19 protein-coding genes are annotated in these 17789 nt (G+C 59.5%); 12 read left to right on the top strand and 7 right to left on the bottom strand.

What is annotated here, in order from left to right; genetic code table 11:
• Positions 1-17 precede the first annotated feature (17 nt).
• From HX814_RS03835 to HX814_RS03815, 5 genes are all read left to right on the top strand, one after another.
• Complete coding sequence (locus tag HX814_RS03835; RefSeq protein WP_003211504.1) at positions 18-896, top strand: amino acid ABC transporter permease; 879 nt, start codon at positions 18-20, stop codon at positions 894-896.
• Between the two features lie 23 nt (positions 897-919).
• Positions 920-1684 (top strand): amino acid ABC transporter ATP-binding protein, encoded by a 765-nt coding sequence (locus tag HX814_RS03830; protein WP_003211502.1) that lies wholly within the window; start codon positions 920-922, stop codon positions 1682-1684.
• A 25-nt stretch (positions 1685-1709) separates the two neighbouring features.
• Positions 1710-2531 (top strand): ABC transporter substrate-binding protein, encoded by an 822-nt coding sequence (locus HX814_RS03825; RefSeq protein ID WP_102605193.1) that lies wholly within the window; start codon positions 1710-1712, stop codon positions 2529-2531.
• Positions 2532-2678: 147 nt separating this feature from the next.
• A complete protein-coding gene (locus HX814_RS03820; protein ID WP_003211499.1) occupies positions 2679-3848 on the top strand; it encodes an MFS transporter in 1170 nt (389 codons plus the stop codon).
• A gap of 64 nt (positions 3849-3912) precedes the next feature.
• Positions 3913-4863 carry a hypothetical protein gene (locus HX814_RS03815; protein ID WP_177008440.1) on the top strand — a complete coding sequence of 317 codons (951 nt, stop codon included), beginning with the start codon at positions 3913-3915 and terminating at the stop codon, positions 4861-4863.
• A 12-nt stretch (positions 4864-4875) separates the two neighbouring features.
• Here HX814_RS03815 and HX814_RS03810 read toward each other — a convergent pair whose 3' ends face one another.
• The 3 genes from HX814_RS03810 to HX814_RS03800 form a co-directional block, all read right to left on the bottom strand.
• Positions 4876-5532: a hypothetical protein gene (locus HX814_RS03810; RefSeq protein WP_177008441.1), complete on the bottom strand. Its 657-nt coding sequence runs from the start codon at positions 5530-5532 to the stop codon at positions 4876-4878.
• A gap of 43 nt (positions 5533-5575) precedes the next feature.
• Complete coding sequence (locus HX814_RS03805; protein ID WP_003211495.1) at positions 5576-5938, bottom strand: hypothetical protein; 363 nt, start codon at positions 5936-5938, stop codon at positions 5576-5578.
• A gap of 78 nt (positions 5939-6016) precedes the next feature.
• Positions 6017-6823, bottom strand: coding sequence for a sulfite exporter TauE/SafE family protein (locus tag HX814_RS03800; protein ID WP_177008442.1), 807 nt, complete (start codon positions 6821-6823; stop codon positions 6017-6019).
• Positions 6824-6938: 115 nt separating this feature from the next.
• Between HX814_RS03800 and HX814_RS03795 the strand changes: the two genes are divergently transcribed.
• Entirely contained in the window at positions 6939-7709 is a 771-nt protein-coding gene (locus HX814_RS03795; RefSeq protein WP_177008443.1) for a helix-turn-helix transcriptional regulator, read from the top strand.
• A gap of 104 nt (positions 7710-7813) precedes the next feature.
• Positions 7814-8194, top strand: coding sequence for a helix-turn-helix transcriptional regulator (locus tag HX814_RS03790; protein WP_177008444.1), 381 nt, complete (start codon positions 7814-7816; stop codon positions 8192-8194).
• Positions 8195-8211: 17 nt separating this feature from the next.
• Here the strand turns inward: HX814_RS03790 and HX814_RS03785 are convergent, their stop codons facing one another.
• Entirely contained in the window at positions 8212-9150 is a 939-nt protein-coding gene (locus HX814_RS03785; RefSeq protein WP_008432938.1) for a GlxA family transcriptional regulator, read from the bottom strand.
• Between the two features lie 116 nt (positions 9151-9266).
• Between HX814_RS03785 and HX814_RS03780 the strand changes: the two genes are divergently transcribed.
• Positions 9267-10061, top strand: coding sequence for an SDR family oxidoreductase (locus HX814_RS03780; RefSeq protein ID WP_087693110.1), 795 nt, complete (start codon positions 9267-9269; stop codon positions 10059-10061).
• A 6-nt stretch (positions 10062-10067) separates the two neighbouring features.
• On the opposite strand, the gene HX814_RS03775 is transcribed toward HX814_RS03780, so the two are convergent.
• The 3 genes from HX814_RS03775 to HX814_RS03765 all read right to left on the bottom strand — a co-directional run bounded on the left by HX814_RS03775 (position 10068) and on the right by HX814_RS03765 (position 13632).
• On the bottom strand, positions 10068-11450 hold the full coding sequence (locus tag HX814_RS03775; RefSeq protein ID WP_177008485.1) for an amidase family protein: 1383 nt from the start codon (positions 11448-11450) through the stop codon (positions 10068-10070).
• Between the two features lie 235 nt (positions 11451-11685).
• Positions 11686-12450 carry an amidase family protein gene (locus tag HX814_RS03770; RefSeq protein ID WP_177008445.1) on the bottom strand — a complete coding sequence of 255 codons (765 nt, stop codon included), beginning with the start codon at positions 12448-12450 and terminating at the stop codon, positions 11686-11688.
• Positions 12451-12573: 123 nt separating this feature from the next.
• The gene (locus HX814_RS03765) at positions 12574-13632 is read right to left on the bottom strand and encodes an MBL fold metallo-hydrolase (RefSeq protein WP_008432945.1); all 1059 of its coding nucleotides are present in this window, start codon (positions 13630-13632) and stop codon (positions 12574-12576) included.
• A 124-nt stretch (positions 13633-13756) separates the two neighbouring features.
• Between HX814_RS03765 and HX814_RS03760 the strand changes: the two genes are divergently transcribed.
• From HX814_RS03760 to HX814_RS03745, 4 genes are all read left to right on the top strand, one after another.
• The gene (locus HX814_RS03760; RefSeq protein WP_003211473.1) at positions 13757-14377 is read left to right on the top strand and encodes a TetR/AcrR family transcriptional regulator; all 621 of its coding nucleotides are present in this window, start codon (positions 13757-13759) and stop codon (positions 14375-14377) included.
• 189 nt (positions 14378-14566) lie between these two features.
• The gene (locus HX814_RS03755) at positions 14567-15625 is read left to right on the top strand and encodes a diguanylate cyclase (RefSeq protein WP_003211472.1); all 1059 of its coding nucleotides are present in this window, start codon (positions 14567-14569) and stop codon (positions 15623-15625) included.
• Positions 15626-15864: 239 nt separating this feature from the next.
• On the top strand, positions 15865-17184 hold the full coding sequence (locus HX814_RS03750) for a PAS domain-containing methyl-accepting chemotaxis protein (protein WP_177008446.1): 1320 nt from the start codon (positions 15865-15867) through the stop codon (positions 17182-17184).
• Positions 17185-17264: 80 nt separating this feature from the next.
• A complete protein-coding gene (locus tag HX814_RS03745; RefSeq protein ID WP_003211469.1) occupies positions 17265-17780 on the top strand; it encodes a DUF1003 domain-containing protein in 516 nt (171 codons plus the stop codon).
• Positions 17781-17789 lie beyond the last annotated feature (9 nt).

Raw genomic sequence — 17789 nt, 5'->3', positions numbered from 1 at the left:
TGTTTTGGAGAGTCACCATGAAACAAACCCCGGCAGAGCGCTTGCAAGCCGAGCGCCAGCAGACCGAGAACCAGTTCGATATCACCCAGTACGAGCACGTGCCCCGTCGCTATTACGGGCGGATGTTTTTTGCCACGTTGATCGTGATCGCACTGGCTGCCTTGCTGCGTGCATTCGCCAACGGTCAGATCGAATGGTCCTACATCGGTCAGTTCCTCACGTCCGAGGCGATCATCTGGGGCCTGGTGAACACCATCATCATGTCGATCCTGGCCATGGCGCTGGGCGTGGTGATCGGGGTGATCACGGCGATCATGCGCATGTCGGCCAACCCGATCCTGCGCTACGTGGCCATCACCTACACCTGGCTGTTCCGGGGTACGCCGCTGATTCTGCAACTGCTGTTGTGGTTCAACCTGGCGCTGATTTTCCCGGTGATCGCGATTCCCGGGCTGTTCAGCATCGACACCGTGGACCTGATGACGCCGTTCGTGGCCGCCCTCCTCGGCCTGAGCATCAACCAGGGTGCCTACACCGCTGAAGTGGTGCGCGCCGGCCTGTTGTCGGTGGACACCGGTCAGTACGAAGCCGCCAAGTCCATCGGCATGCCGAGCCTTCAGGCGCTGCGTAGGGTGATTCTGCCCCAGGCGATGCGGGTGATCATTCCGCCTGTAGGCAACGAGTTCATCAGCATGGTGAAAATGACCAGCCTGGCGAGTGTGATCCAGTACTCGGAGCTGCTGCACAACGCGCAAAACATCTACTACGCCAACGCCCGGGTCATGGAGCTGCTGATTGTTGCCGGCATCTGGTACCTGGCGGTGGTGACTGTTCTTTCATTCGGTCAGAGCCGCCTCGAGCGTCGTTTTGCCCGCGGCGCCGGCAAGCGTTCGTAAGCCCTGACTGAGGAGATTTGCCCATGAGAAGCATCGTCAAGGCCGTGAACCTGAACAAGTATTACGACCAGTATCACGCGTTGCAGGACATCAACCTGGAAGTCGAACAAGGCGAAGTGCTGTGCATCATCGGCCCGTCCGGTTCCGGCAAAAGTACCCTGCTGCGCTGCGTCAATCAGCTGGAAAAAATCGACAAGGGCGGCCTGTGGGTCGATGGCGAACTGGTGGGCTACCGGGTCGTCGGCAACAAGCTGCATGAGTTGAATGAATCACAGATTGCTCGTCAGCGCCTGGCCACCGGCATGGTGTTTCAGCGCTTCAATCTGTTCCCGCACATGACTGTGTTGCAGAACATCATCGAGGGCCCGTGCCAGGTGCTCAAGCGCTCGCCCAAGGAAGCCACCGAGGACGCGCTGGAGTTGCTGGCCCGCGTCGGCCTGGCGGACAAACGCAATGCCTACCCGGTGGAGTTGTCCGGCGGCCAGCAACAACGTGTGGCAATTGCCCGTGCGTTGGCGATGCGCCCCAAGCTGATGTTGTTTGACGAACCCACGTCAGCCCTCGACCCGGAGCTGGTAGGAGAAGTGCTGTCGGTGATGCGCGATTTGGCCACCACCGGCATGACCATGATTGTGGTCACCCATGAGTTGGGCTTCGCCCGCGAAGTGTCCAACCGCATGGTGTTTATGGATGCCGGCCAGATTGTGGAAGCCGGCAGCCCGGAAGAAATTCTAATAAGCCCACAAAACCCGCGTACCCAAAGCTTTATTTCTGCCGTTCGCACTTAACTAAAAAACTAACGAGAACGCCCCCATGAAAAATCTGTTTCTTCCAAGTTTGCTCGTAGGCCTGATGGCCTCCACTTCGGTTTTGGCGGCATTGCCGGCAGCGATCAAGGACAAGGGTGAGATCAGCGCGGCCATCGTGCCGAACTACCCGCCGATGGATTTCAAGGACACCGCCACCAACAAGCTCACCGGCCTGGACTTTGACCTGGGCAACGCCCTGGCCGAGCGTTTGGGGGTGAAGATCAAGTGGCAGGAAACCGGCTTCGAACAAATGCTCAGCGGCCTGACCACCAAGCGCGTGGACATTGTGCTGTCGGGCATGACCGACACTGCCGAGCGTCAGAAGGCGGTGACCTTTATCGACTACTTCACCAGCGGCCCGCAGCTGTACACCCTGGCCAAGCGTGAAGACCTCAAGGAATTGACTGACCTGTGCGGTAAAAAAGTCGGCACCAGCCGACGTACGACCTGGCCGTCGGAAATTGCCGCGTGGAGCAAGGAAAACTGCGAGAAGGCCGGTAAGCCAGCCATCGTAGTGATTGGCACTGAGGGTTCGGCGGATGCGCGGGCACAGTTGCAGCAGAACCGTCTGGATGCGGCGATGCAAGGCAGTGAAACCATTCCTTACCTGATGTCGCTGGACAAAGGTAAATACAAGCCGGTGGGCCTGGCGATTTCCAAGCAGTTCACGGGGCTTGGGATTGAGAAGAGCAATACCGAGTTGGTCACGGCGATCAGTGAGGCGTTGCAGGGCATGATCGATGACGGGACGTACGGCAAGATTCTGCAGAAGTGGGATCTGGAGCAAGGTGCGGTGGAAAAAATCAGCATCAATGCCGGCCAGTAACTCGATCTAAATGTGGGAGCGGGCTTGCTCGCGAATGCGGTGGATCAGCCAGTACAGTTGGCACTGACACACCGCATTCGCGAGCAAGCCCGCTCCCACACTGGATCTTCATCGTCTTGAAAAAAGAATAAGGACATCCGCCCCACCGTGGCCACGTACTCCCTGGTAATCCGCCGCCTGATGATCTGCTCGGTGACCATCGTCGTCAGCCGCGCCATGACCAGCCCATTGCTCGCCCTGTTGCTGAGCACCCGCCTGGGCCTCAACCAGCAAGACATCGGCTTGCTGATGGGCATCGCCGTGTTCATCGCCACCCTGCTGGGCCTATATGGTGGCTACATCATCGACCGCCTGGAAAAGCGCAAGCTGCTGATCCTGGCGATGCTTTCCAGCTCCATCGGTTTTCTGTTGCTGACCTTTGCCAGCAACCTGTACCTGACCACCCTGACCCTGGTGATCACCGAAGCCGCTTCGGCACTGTTCCTGATCGGCTCCAAGGCGATCATCAGCGAGAACCTGCCGGTGGGCCAGCGGGCCAAGGTGTTTTCCCTGCGCTACACCCTGACCAATGTCGGCTATGCCACCGGCCCGATGCTCGGCGTGGTGATTGCCGGGCAGATGCCCCTGGCACCGTTCCTGATCGCCAGCGCGATTGCCTTTGGCAGCCTGTTCCTGATGATCGGCATCCCACCGACCCAGCGCGACGACAGCAACAAACCCTTAAGTTTTCTCAGCACCCTGAGGACCCTGCGCAGCGATCGCACCTTGATCCTGTTCACCAGCGGCAGCCTGTTGAGCACCATTGTCCACGGGCGCTACACCCTGTATCTGTCGCAGTTTCTGCTGGTGGCCTACAAGCCGGAGAACGCGCTGAAAATCCTCTCTGCGGTGCTGGCGTGCAACGCCATCACGGTGATCCTGATGCAGTACCAGATCGGCCGCTTCCTCAAACGTGAACAACTGCGCTACTGGATCGTGCTTGGCACCTCGCTGTTTATTGCCGGGTTGATCGGCTTCAGCATGGCGGACGGCCTGGTGTCGTGGTGTGTCGCGATGTTTGTGTTCACCCTCGGGGAGATGATCATCTACCCGTCCGAGTTCCTGTTTATCGACACCATCGCCCCGGACGCCCTGCGCGGCAGTTATTACGGCGCACAAAACCTGGCGGCATTTGGCGGCGCCTTGAGCCCGGTAATCTGCGGCTACCTGCTGATCAATGCATCCCCCGCCTCGATGTTCTATGTACTGAGCGGGTTGACGGCAGTGGGTGGCACCTTGTGTTTCCTGAGTGGCCGGCGTGTGGTGGTCCGTGCGTAATTTCTACTGATATTTGCTCGATATCCCGCTATTAATAGCGAAATCTCTCACGGACCCGAGCCCCATGAAATTCGACACGGCCTACAGCCTGAGTCTCGACGACAAGCTGTCGATCTATGACGTGCGCGACCTGAATTTCGACGAAACCGCCGCCTTCGATTCCGACAAGGACAGTTTCCTGTGCCCCAACGACGAATGCCGGGCGGCGTTTGCGGCGGGCAATGTGTTGGGCACGTTCAATGCGAAAAACGTCAATTACCTGCGTACGCCCCACTTCAAGAACATCCCCAGCACCCGGCATATCGAGGGTTGCCGTTACGCCAGTCGCCCTGCCGGAAAAGGCGAATCTGAGGATGGGCCGGAGGAAAACTTCCCGTCGGAATTTGTCCTGACGCGGCGCCAGTACGAACGTAAAACGCCGGTCATCGGTGCTGAGGGTGGCACCGCACAAGAGCCACCGAAAACGCCGGCAACCCGCTACGCCTTGTCTCACAGCTCAAGCGACACCACCCCGGACAAGACCAGCGTCTTTGCCCACCCGGTGGAATGCTACGTGTCCAATATTGGCGATAAGGAAAAGCTGAAAAGCATGCCCTTGAAGATCGGCGATCACACCGCGACCTACTGGACGTTTTTCAAGAGGATCGAATACCTGCAAGACAATAAAGGCCTGATCTACTGGGGCAGGATCAAGGAGATCAAGGACTACACCAGCAGCTTTCGCATCGACTTCGAAAAGAAAGCCTGGCTCGACAAAAAGCCCTATTCCATCAACGTTTACCTGAGCAAAAAACTGATCGAGAACTACCGCAAGCGCAAGGCGTTCCTGGAGCAGATCAAGGCCGCGGTGGACAGTGATCGAGCGCTGTATTGCTTCTTCTACGGGGTAACGCCGGAGCTGAAACAGGTGCCAAGCAAGAAAAACCCCGAGCAGACGTTCGGGGTATTCAGTGCCAATATCGAGAACCTCGATCACCTGATTATTCGCGAGGCGCCGGGGTTGGGAGAACGGTAATGCGATTCCAGGTCAGGCCCTTCGGCTGAATAAACGGTACTTTTCACGTGCAAGTGCGGCGCCCGCAGGGTCCAAGCCGCCTACCGTGACCAACCAGTGAATCAGCATTTCCTCATCCGGTAAATGAAGCCCCTTCACATCTTTCAAGCTTCGAGGCGTATGGTTGATTCGAGCGTCGTAATGCAGAGCGCTCCAAGGCATTGCAACAAGATCCACGCCTTCTGCGTCCATCTCAAAACTCCGCAATATTTCGTTGATTTGAGTCTGCGCACTCCGATCACCCCGCTGCTGTAGAGAGTACGACTCGACCAAACTGACAAATTGCTGCTCAGGCACAGACGGATCAACCAAATCCAAAACATCAGACTTCAAGGCGAGATCCAAAACACCACTCATCCACCGATTAATAAAGGTGCGCACGAAGCCATCGGCGTCGGCTTTTTTCATATCAAAAAACAGCATGCAATAGCGGGTTTTCAGATGTATCGCCAACAGCACATGTTTACGTTGCACCGTCGCGGCATGGACCAGCCACTGATGAGGGTCGGCGAACAGGTCATCGCCCTGGCGCTCTTGTGTCGGCGTTTTTTGAACCGGGGTAATTTTTTTGCCTTTGTGAACCCGGCTAAAAAAATTACCAGCCGCCTGCGTACAATTAAAACTAAGCATCAAGATATTTCCTGAACATTCTGACTGAAGTCTAAGACAAGACTCAGTCGCCTTGTACGTGTGCAGCAACCCACTCGATTTCGTAACGCTGCCTGACCGCGTAGCCGATAGCGCTCAATGTCTCTTCGCTTAATACCGACAACTCTGAATCACTCAACAAATCATGCCTGATCATTTGCGCAAGGCTCTCGCGGGCTTTCGAACGACTGTAGAGATCAAACATTCGGACGACATCGTTATCGCGATCCCTGGTGAGGCTATACAGCGTCCTGTACCGAGCCTCGGCAGAAAGCGTTTCGCGCTCGCTGATGGTCTTTGCATCAGCCAGTACGCCTAGGTAAAAGCGTTCAAGCGCCAATGCCCTGAGGACTTTGAACTTCTGCCAATCGCTTTCGGAGATGGACATGATATTCCCCCGGTCACTTTCTTTTGAATAGAGAAGTAACCCTAGCCTGAGGCTAAAAGAACGCAAAATCCACTTGCGTCAGACCAGCATGCTCACCATCACCACGCCCAACAACCCGATATACACCCGCGCATGCAGTGCATCCGGGATGCGACCGATCCACGGCGTGGCCAGACGAATGCCCAGCAGCGAGCCCAGGGTGAGGATGGCGAACGCCAGCAAATCGACATAGCCGACAAACCACGCGCCCAATTGCACCTTGGCGAATCCCGCCATGAGCATGTAGGTAAATGTACCGGCCAGCGCCACCGGCACGCTCAGCGGATTAGCCATGGACGTGGACTGGGACATGCTCAAGCCACAACGGCGCAACAGCGGCACGGTCATCACGCTGCCGCCCACCCCCAGGAAGGTCGCGATCAGGCCAATGGCGATGCCGCCGCCCGTCACTTCCATGCCGCTCAGGCGTCGTGGCTGGAGTGTGTCGTCCTGGCTGAGAAAGCCCCTGCGCAACAGGCAATCGACAATGGTGATGGCCAGGTAGGCGATAAAGGCGTACCGCATGAAATCACCGCTGGCGAACATTGCAGCCCCTGCGCCCAGCACGGCGCCGCCCCCGATGTACCCGCCCAACGGCCACAGGTAATGGCGAATCAGATTACCTTTGCGCTGGTGTTTTCCGGTGGCAAGCAGCGCGTTGACGATCATCACGCAGGTCGAGGTGGCGACCGCGATATGCATCGCTGATTCACTCACGCCCGCGTCGTGGCTGAGCTTGAGCATGCCGTACAGCAACGGCACCACCACGAACCCGCCACCGAAGCCGAACAGCACAGCGGTCACGCCGGTCATGCAGCCGAACAGTGCCAGTAATAGATAGAACATCGAGAATCGCCTTCAGTATCAGGGAGAGCTGTCGACGATAGAGATTCAAGGCTTGGCCCGCTTGCGCATGTCGGCCAATAATGTGCGAGATATTGCCACTTCCGGGATCAGCTCCATGCGCAACGTTTCCATCGCTCAGCTCGACCTGACCCCGCGAACGGTCGTGGCAATCGGCACCGACTATCCCCACGGCTATCTGCTCAAGCGCCACAGCCATCGGCGCGGCCAGTTGTTGTATGGCGCCACCGGGGTGATGCAAGTCAGCACCCAGCAAGGCAACTGGGTTGTGCCGCCCCAGCGCGCGGTGTGGATTCCCGCCCAAGTGCCCCATGAAGTGCTGATGCTCGGCGTGTCGACGCGCAGCCTGTATATCGAACCGCACGCCGTCACCGACTTGGGCACCGACTGCCACGTCATCAACGTTTCCCCCCTGATGCGCCAGCTGCTGATGGAGGCGGTGGAGCTGCCGCTGGAATACGACGAGGCCGGGCGCGACGGTGCGCTGGTCAGCCTGCTGTTGCATGAACTGGCACGCGCCACGCACTTGCCCCTGCATATCCCGCTGCCGGAGGACCCTCGCCTGCTTGCTCTGTGCCTGACGTTTCTGCAGCGGCCGGACGTGCACCAGTCACCGGTTCAATGGGCGCAACAATCGCACCTGAGCCTGCGCACCTTCAGCCGGCATTTCCGCCAACAAACCGGCCTGAGCTTCGTGCAGTGGCGCCAGCGGGCCTGTGTTGTGCAGGCCTTGGCGCGGTTGGCCAGCGGTGAAAGCGTCACCCGGATCGCCCTGGACCTGGGCTATGAAAACCCGGCGGCATTTTCCAGCATGTTCCGCCGGGTGCTTGGGCAGTCACCGAGCACCTACCTGGAAGGGGCGAAATAGAGCGGCGGCAGCGCTATCGGAAAATCCAGTTGATGAGCGGTCAAAACAACTGTACAAAAACACAGTATAGTTTGCCCTCCCCCCGTCGAACCTGGAGAAAGTCCATGTCCTCTCTGGCAATGAGCAGCACCGTAGAACAGCAGATCGTCCTTCATCAATTCACCCCACGGCACAGCGTCCAGGCCCGCCTGATGCTGGGCTGGAGCCGGGAAGACCTGGCCCGGGAAGCGGATGTGGAAGTGGACGCCCTTCAACGTTTTGAAAGCCATGGCGATGTGGACGATGAAGTCCGCCTGAGTGTGGCGTTTCGCCTGGAGGCTGAAGGGTTGGTGTTTTTCCCGGGCTTTGCGCCGGGTTGGGGGATGAATGTGCGGGGCCGCGCCAGCACTCCGGCACAACCGGCCGCCAAAGGGATCATCTCAAGGTTTCTGGATTCAACAGCGGCGTCCATTGACCCAACAACACCTCAGCCCAATGGTGCGTAGCGCGCAAGGCCATCAACTCACGCCTGCAACTGCAACGCCCGACGGATCATTTGTGGCGGTTGGCCAAACGCTCGCAGGAAGGCTCGACGCATGCGCTCAGGGTCACCGAAGCCCGTCTCCCGGGCGACAACGTCGATGGAGTGGCTGCCGGATTCGAGCATCAACCGGGCGGCTTCAATGCGCAGGTGTTCTACCGCCTTGGCCGGCGATTGCCCGGTTTCGGCGCGGAACAGTCGGCTGAACTGACGCGGGCTGAGGTGTGCCGCTTGCGCCAGTTGTTCTACCGAGAGGTCCTCGTGCAAGTGCCCTTTGGCCCACGCCAGGGCGGTTTGTACGCGGTCAGACTTTGGGTCCAGTTCCAGCAACGCCGAGAACTGTGACTGGCCACCGGCACGGCGATGGTAAACCACCAGTTTTTTCGCCACGTCGCGGGCCACTTCCACGCCCAAATCGTGCTCGACCAGGGCCAGGGCCAGGTCGATGCAGGCGGTCATCCCGGCAGAGGTCCAGAGCGGGCCATCGACGGTGAAGATCCGGTCTTCCTCCAGCTTCACATTGGGGTAGCGCTGGCGAAACGTCATGGCGTGGTACCAGTGGGTGGTTGCCTTGCGCCCTTCCAGCAGGCCGGCCGCTGCCAGGTGGAACGAACCGGTGCAGGCCGATGTAACCCGGCGCGACGCCGTCAATGATGCTTGCAGGTACTCCACCATGCCAGGAGTGGGCTCAAGTAGTTCGTTGTCCCCCAGCACCAGGATCGTGTCGTAGACCTGCTGTCCGAACGCCAGGCTATCAATGGCAAAGCCCATGGAGCTTTTTATCGGCCCGCCATGCTCCGACAACAAGTCCACGCGGTAGAACGGTCGCCCCACAACGAAGTTGGCAAACTCGAACACGCTACTGGTGGACAGGCTGAGCACCTGGAAACCGGGAAAAAGCAGGATACCGACGGACACCATGGCCAAACCTCATGTCTCTAAAGGAGGGATATACGACATTGCAGCCACCACATTACACCCATAATCTTGGTTCCAACAAGGCCGCCCCCCTCCCCGGCCCATTTGGAGCAACTGCCATGTCGCAACACAAAGGTTATGCCCTGATTACCGGTGCCTCGTCAGGAATTGGTGCGGTGTATGCCGACCGCCTGGCCCGTGCCGGCTACGATCTGATTCTGGTGGCCCGCAACCAGCAACGTCTGGAGCAGTTGGCAACACGCTTGAAAGCCAATACCCAGCGTGACGTGCAGGTGATAGCGGCCGATCTCAATCTGCCAGCCGACTTGGCGCGAATCGCCCGGATCGCGCACGAAGACAGCCGTATCAGCCTGCTGGTGAATAACGCCGGTGTGGGCGCCACGGCTTCGCTGCTGGAGTCGGATGCCGACAAAATGGACGCGATGATTCTGCTGAACGTACTGGCGCTGACCCGCCTGGCCAAAGCCGCGGCAACCAACTTTGTCGCCCAAGGGCGTGGCACGATCATCAACATCGGCTCGATTGTCGCTCTCGCTCCCAAAGTGCTGAACGGCGTGTATGGCGGTACCAAAGCGTTCGTACAGGCGTTCAGCGAATCGCTGCAGCATGAGCTGAGTGACAAGGGCGTGGTGGTCCAGGTGGTGCTGCCAGGCGCTACCGCCACGGAGTTCTGGGACATCGCCGGCCTGCCTGTGAACAACCTGCCGGAAGCCATGGTGATGACCACCGAGAACCTGGTGGACGCCGCCCTGGCAGGCCTTGCCCAGGGCGAAGCCGTGACGATTCCGTCCCTGCCGGACAGCGCAGATTGGGACACCTACGAACGCGCGCGGCTGGCCCTGGGTCCGAACCTGTCGCACCGTGAACCCGCCGCTCGTTATGGGTTGAAGTAATCCGGACTAGCGCAGGCCGGGTTTAAACGCAGGCTTCCTGATTGCCTGGGAGGCCTGTTCATACCCGTAGGCGACCGACAGCAACGTGGCTTCGCTCAAATTTGCCCCATAAAAGTGAACAGCCGTTGGCATCCCTTCGTCGTCCATTCCCGATGGCATGGAGATACCGGGATAACCGGCCACTGCCGAGTAGTAGTAACTGTACGAGTGAAAATTGGACACTATTGCGTCAAGCTTATGCTCGGCCAGCGGCTTATCGATGGTGCTTTTGAAAATCGGGCCGATGGCAGCCCATAACTCATTGCGCGCCTCATCACTGATATCCATCCCGTTGATCATGGTGAGCATCTGTTGATCCGGCACACCCGGACCGCTGTTGCGCTCGTTGAATTCAATCAGCTCAGCCAGCGACTTCACCGGCAAGCCTGCCCGTCCGGCCAGGTAGGCTTCAAGCTGGTGTTTAACGTCCGATAACAACGCGTCGTTATATTGTTCATGGGTTTCGTACGGGACGCCCTCACCCAGTTGACCCACGGGTACCAATGTCGCGCCCTTGCCCCGCAGCAACGTAATGGCATCCTCGAAGTGCTGCCTGTCGGCTATTTTCGCCGGGGCGTTGGCATCTTCTGCTGATAACTCAGGCAACGGCGTATAGCCGATGCGCTTGCCCACCAAGGCGTCAGGCTTGATTCCCTGGGTGTAGCGGTTGGTATCCGTCATCGCATCCAGTGCTTGCGCCGCATCACGTACGTTACGGGTGAAGGTGCCCACCGTGTCCTGGCGGGAACTGGTCATCACCCCTTCAGTGCTCACTAACCCTTCGGTCGGTTTGAAACCAATAACACCGTTGTAAGCCGCCGGCGTAATGATTGAACCATTGGTTTCGACCCCCAATGCCAAGGGCACAATCCCTTGAGCAACGGCTACCGCAGAGCCCGTACTCGATCCCGCCGCCTGGCCATCCAGCCGATGCGGGTTGAGGGTCAAGCCGCCCCTGGAGCTCCAGCCATCAACCGGAGCCTCAGAGCGAAAATTGGACAATTCGCTCATGTTGGTTTTTCCAATAATCACAACGCCAGCCTTCAGCAGGTTGTCCACCACCTTGGCGTTCCTTGAAGCGGGCCTGCCCACCAGCGCCATGGAGCCACCGCTGGTCTGCATCTTGTCGCCGGTTTCGAACACATCCTTGAGCGCTATCGGAACGCCATGCAAAGGCCCGCGCACTTTGCCTTCGGCCCGTTCCAGATCCAGCGCACGGGCTTTCACACGAGCGTCAGGATTGATTTCAATGAATGCATTGCCGCCCTGCAAGCCCTTGTCCATGTTGGCGATCAGCTTCAGCGAATCCCTCACCACCGAATCGGAACTGGCCCCATTGGGCCGGGTCATGGCCGCCACCAAATCGTCGGCACTCCTGTAGGCCTGTGGCGGGTTCACCACTGCATCGAAAAGCTCCGCTGCCCATCCCGCGCCCAAACCTGGTCCGATCATAAATACTCCCCGCCTGCCTGAATGTTGGGAATACCGTTCGATATCCCTGCCTCAGTCTAAGAAGCGAAATACTCGATGACTCGGGGGCAACTCTTACCGCGGCGTACGATCACTCTCCCCATGGCGTAGGCCCTTAATGCCGCCCTAGAACCTGCTGACAATCTCGCACCAACGCCGCCAGACGATCTCTGGACCAGTGCGCACCATAGAACCAGACGACCCTCGACACCCCGTCGACGTCGGTGCCCGCGGGCACGCTGAAGCGTGGGTTATCGGCAGTCGCTGCTTTGTGGAAAGCAACACCTTGCGCATCCGCCACCACCCCATCCAGGCGGTTTTCCGTGACCCGGTCGTTAATCTCATTGCCGGGGTCCAGGGTGAAGTGACGTGTGTCATCGGTCACCCGCGCCGTCACAGGCACCAATTGCGCACCGGCTGCACGCAGTACGTCCAGTACCCGGGCAAAGTGCGAGCTGTGTTTGGCGGGTTTGCGCACATCACCGGTAACGTACTCGCTGGCAAAACCAATACGGCTGCCAGCCAGGGGCGGTGTGTTGATCAGATGACCCGGATCAGCGACGGGTGGAATCTCCACCATCACCCGCCCCTCAGGGTCGACACCGCTGAGGGCAATCAGTGATAACGCGGGATCGCGCACGCTGTGCATCATGGGGCCAGGGAGGTCGAGCCTGGGGCCGTAACCGCCCGTGGAGCCAAACTCCAGGCCGCCCTGGTGAGTGGCCGAATTGACGATCGTACCGGCCGCATGACTGCCAAACACAACACCCTGGCTGACAGTGGGGGCGCAAGGCTGGGGAGTACAACTGTCCCCCGATCCTGAAGGCTTGAACAGGCAGCGCACGCCCGGCCCCGTGACCTTCCTACTCTTATCGTCCATACACTCCCACGCCCCGGAATAAAGTTTCGAGGCGTGATTGCATCCCTTCAGCGAGGTGGATGTCTGTCGGAAATGGCTGGTTTTGGCTCGTTCAAAAGCCCTGAAAGCGCGATCAGACGGTGATTATCCGCTGACGTGCGCTTCACTGCCCTGATGCTCGACGTCCAGCCACCAGGCCTGCCCGCGCTCCGGCTGGTTGAGCATGAACGCCTGCCCCATCGCCGGTGTGGTGATCGACACGTTACGCTCCCATGCCAGCGCCATGATGCGGTCGAAGGGTTCGTGCCATGCATGAAACGCCAGGTCGAACGTGCCGTTATGGATCGGCAGCAGCCAGCGGCCCTTCAAGTCGATGTGCGCCTGCAGGGTTTCTTCCGGTTGCATGTGCACGTGGGGCCAGTCGACGTTGTAGGCACCCGTCTCCATCAGGGTCAGGTCAAACGGGCCGTACTGCTCGCCGATACGCTTGAAGCCCTCGAAATAGCCGGTATCACCGCTGAAGAAAATTCGCCGTGAGCCGTCGATCATCACCCACGAACACCACAGCGTCTGGTTGCCATCGAACAGGCCGCGCCCGGAAAAGTGCTGGGCCGGCGTGGACACAAAACGAATCCCGTCCACTTCAGTGCCCTGCCACCAATCCAGCTGCCGCACCTTGCTGGCATCCACGCCCCACTTGACCAGGGTATCGCCCACACCCAGCGGCGCGAGGAAATAGCGGGTCTTGTCCGCCAGTTGCACCACCGCCTTGTGGTCCAGATGGTCGTAGTGGTTGTGGGAAAGAATCACCGCCTCGATCGGCGGCAGGTCCTCAAGGCTGATCGGCGGCTGATGGAAACGCTTGGGGCCCGCCCAACTGAACGGCGAAGCACGCTCGGCGAACACCGGGTCGGTCAGCCAGAACTTGCCGCGCATTTTCAGCAGCACGGTGGAATGGCCGAGGCGGAAAACGCTATGGTCCGGGGCGGCAAACAGTTGCTCGCGAGTCAGCGGCTGCACCGGGATCTCACCCACCGGGCGCGTGCTGCGGGGCTTCTGGAAGAGCATCTTCCACATGATGCCCAGGGTCTTGCCCAAGCCGCCATGCTGGATGGGCTTCTGATTGGTGAAGTGACCTTGATGCTGTTCGGAAGACTTGGGCGCTGTAGAAGAACTGTCGAGACGGGTTGAGATCGTGGCCATTACCGAGGAACTCCTGCAGACTGCTCTAAAAATTACACTGCACAGTGTAGTTTCTAGATTGCAACAAAACCGGGAGCAAGTAAACTACCGAGTGTAAGTTTCCCTTCAGAGCCGAACTCCCACCATGACTGTACCCCTGCGCCTCACCGACCGTAAACGCGAAGCCATCGTGGCAGCCGCCATTGCCGAGTTTCGTGACAACGGGTTCGAGGTCACCAGCATGGACAAGATTGCCGCCACGGCGGGGGTTTCCAAGCGCACGGTGTACAACCACTTCCCGAGCAAGGAAGAGCTGTTCGCCGAGATCCTGCATCAACTGTGGGCCAGCAGTGTTGCGCAACTGGACGTCAGCTACGCCAGCGACCGCCCGCTGCGGGAGCAACTGCGCGGGTTGCTGCAGGCCAAGATGACGATGATGTCGGACGCCAACTTCCTCGACCTGGCCCGGGTCGCGATTGCCGCCACCATCCACTCGCCGGAACGTGCCCAGGACATGGTCAACCGCCTGAGCAAGCGTGAAGAAGGCTTCACCCAATGGGTGCGCGCCGCCCAGGAAGACGGCCGGCTGAGCTGCACCGACCCATGCTTCGCCGCCCACCAGGTGCAAAGCCTGCTCAAGGCCTTTGCCTTCTGGCCACAGATCACCCTCGGCCAGCCGACCCTGGACGCCGACGCCCAAGCGAACGTCATCGAGTCGGCCATCGACCTGTTCCTCGCAGGCTATGAGGTCGTGCCGCAGCACTGACCTGTTGCAGGAACGACATCCAAGGTCGTTTTTTATCTGATTCGCCGCGTGTCCTTTGCAAATGGCCTGGAAGGACACTGATTATTCCCACGCGAATAACTGACAATATTCACACGTATTATCCGACCAGTGGTTTTCCCGATCACGTGTGCCGTCGTACCTGCAAAAAAAGAATCGACCCAGGAATCTATGGAAAACCAACGAGGCAAAGGGCTGTCATTTGCCAGACGTATCTACAGGCCAAGGATCATCGGCCTGGGCATCGGCTGCATCAGCGTCATCGCCGCGCTCTACCCACTGCAAATGCCAGGCTGGGTCTGGGCGTTGCTGCTGTTCAATGGTTTTGGCTGGGCGCACCTGGCCTATCAACTTTCGACCCGCTCCGATTTCCCCTACAAGGCGGAACGGCGAAACCTGCTCTACGACTCACTGCTCGGCGGGTTCTGGGCGGCGACTACACAGTTCACGCCACTGACGGCCGTGACCATCCTGTCGATGATGACCATGAACAACGTCGCCGCCGGCGGCAAACGCCTGTTCCTCCACGGCATCGTGGCGCAACTGGCAGGTATCGGCGTGTCCTGGCTGCTGTTTGGCATCCACTTCAATCCCGACGTCAGCCTGGTCCAGGTCTACGCCTGCCTGCCGATGCTGACCCTGTATCCCATGGCGCTGGGCATGGTCTGCTACCGCCTGGCGATCAAATTGTCGGAACACAAACGCGCCCTGAGCGCCTTGAGCCGCACCGACAGCCTCACCGGCCTGCTCAACCACGGTTCGTGGAAAGACCTGCTGCACCTGAAGTTTCACAAGTGCCAGCAACAACATGGGAACGCCACCATCGCACTGATCGACATCGACCATTTCAAGCAGATCAACGACAGCTATGGGCACATCATCGGTGACCAGGTTCTGCGCCAACTAAGCCTGGAACTTCGACGCAACCTGCGGGCAAACGACCTGGCCGGGCGATACGGCGGCGACGAGTTCTGTGTGATTCTTCCGGACATGCCCATGGAACAGGCCGCGCAAGTCATGGAACGCATGCGCGAGGTGTTCAGCAATTACCGCAACCCGGAAATCCCCGAACTGCGGGTCAGCCTGAGCATTGGCCTGGCGTCTTTCCAGAGCACCTTCACCGACGCGGCCATGTGGCTCAACGCAGCGGACCGCGCGCTGTACGCGGCCAAGGACACCGGCCGTAACCGAGTTAATATCAGCGACTACGTGGTCGCCCATTCCGCCTGAATCCCGCCCTCTGCATCTCGTCTGAATTAAACGCGCCCGTCGCCGACCGATAGCATAATGCCGCCATTGGTCGACTGGCATAGAACTTCTTGCCGGCCATACGACTCAGAACCCGCTGTTCCACCCCGCTGCCAGCACAAGGAAGCTGGCAATGAGCACGTTTGCCGTATGGCCAGGCCTTACGGTGGCAGGCGCCCCCATGGATACCCCTGACGCTTGCTTCCCCCGAGCACACGACCATGCTATTCAACGCCCATAAAAAAACCATCAGTACCCTGCAAGCCACCCTTGCCCAGCAAGCCAGCCTTCTCGACGCCATCGACCGCTCAATGGCGGTGATTGAATTTGATCTGCAAGGCACGGTCCTGCGGGCCAACGAGAATTTCCTCAAGGCCATGGGCTACACCGCCGACCAAGTCGTGGGCCAGTCCCACCGCCTGTTCTGCACCCCGGCCTTTGCCCGCAGCGCCGAGTACGGCCAACTGTGGACGCAATTGCGCAACGGCCAATTCCAGTCCGGGACCTTCGAACGGGTGACCAGCGGCGGCCAGCCGATCTGGCTGGAGGCCAGCTACAACCCGGTGCGCGACGAGTCCGGCAGCGTGGTGAAAGTGGTGAAGTACGCCATGGACGTCACCCCGAAAATGCAGGCCGAGAGTGAAGCCAACGCCAAGTTGCAGGCCATCGACCGCGCCATGGCGGTGATCGAGTTCAACCTCGACGGCACCATCATCAGCGCCAACCAGAATTTCCTGCAGCGCATGGGCTACAACCTGGCGCAGGTGCAGGGCAAGCATCACCGCATGTTCTGCACACCGGAGCTGGCCAACAGCAGCGCCTACAGCGATTTCTGGCGACGGCTGAACCAGGGTGAGCTGTTCAACGGCCAGTTCGAACGCATCGACAAAAACGGCCAGGTGGTGTGGCTGGAAGCCAACTACAACCCGGTGTACGACGCCAGCGGGCGCCTGTGCAAGGTGGTGAAATACGCCTCCGACGTCACGGCCATGGTGGAGAAACACGCGGCCGACGCGCAAAGCGCCACCCAGGCTTATCACATCTCGCTGCAAACCCGGGACATCGCCGAAAAAGGCGCCGAGGTGATCCAGCAGACCGCCACCGGCATGCGTGAGATTGCCGCCAATATCGACGGTTCTTCCGCGCTGATCGCCAAGCTGGGCGAGCGTTCGCAGCAGATCACCGCCATCGTCAACACCATTCGCGGGATTGCCGACCAGACCAACCTGCTGGCATTGAACGCTGCCATCGAAGCCGCACGCGCCGGCGAACAAGGGCGTGGCTTTGCGGTGGTGGCCGATGAAGTGCGGCAATTGGCGGCGCGCACCAGCGGTTCAACGGCCGAGATTTCGTCGATGATCGAGATGATCCAGACCGAAACCCGCCAGGCCATCGACAGCATGGACGGTACCCGCGACCGCGCCGCCCAGGGCGTGGACCTCGCCAACCAGGCCGGCACCGTGATCCTGCAGATTCGCGAAGGCGCCAGCGAGGCGGTGCAGGCTGTGAGTGCGTTTGCCAATGAACGGGGCAACAGGTAAGCAACAGGCTTCTTCATGTGCCAGGCCGAGGGCTCGGTCTATAGTGGTGGCTTGTCTTACGCCACGGATTCGAGCCCGCCATGACCCCGGATAAACCTGAAGCCAACGTTGACCACCTGCGCTTTCATCGTAAACACGCCCATCTCGCGCCGACCTTTGGCAACGACACCTTTGCGTTGAAAGCCGAAGCCTTCGCACGCTTCTTTGGTACGCCGACGTTCCTGGGGGCGCAAACGGCAATCGTGATTCTGTGGGTCGTGCTCAACATGACCGGCATCACGCACTTTGACGTCTACCCGTTCATCCTCTTGAACCTGGCGTTCAGCCTGCAATCGGCCTACGCCGCGCCGTTGATTTTGCTCGCCCAGACCCGCCAGGCCGCACGGGACAAGGCCCAATCCGACGCCGACGCCCAGCACCGCGAAGCCCTGGCCGTGGCCAACACCGAACGCCAGGCCCAGGCGGCGCAGACCACCAAGCAACTCCTGGAACTGTTGGAGCAGAACACCAAGCTCACCGAGATGACCAAACAACTGACCGAACGCATCGAAGGGCTGACCAGCGAAATGCACGACCAATTCGTGCGCAAGACCTGACCCTCCCAC

The organism is Pseudomonas sp. C8002 (assembly GCF_013385765.1).
GTDB lineage: Bacteria > Pseudomonadota > Gammaproteobacteria > Pseudomonadales > Pseudomonadaceae > Aquipseudomonas.
The sequence above is the reverse complement of the archived record's forward strand: the minus strand, read 5'-3'. Positions and strand labels throughout refer to the sequence as shown.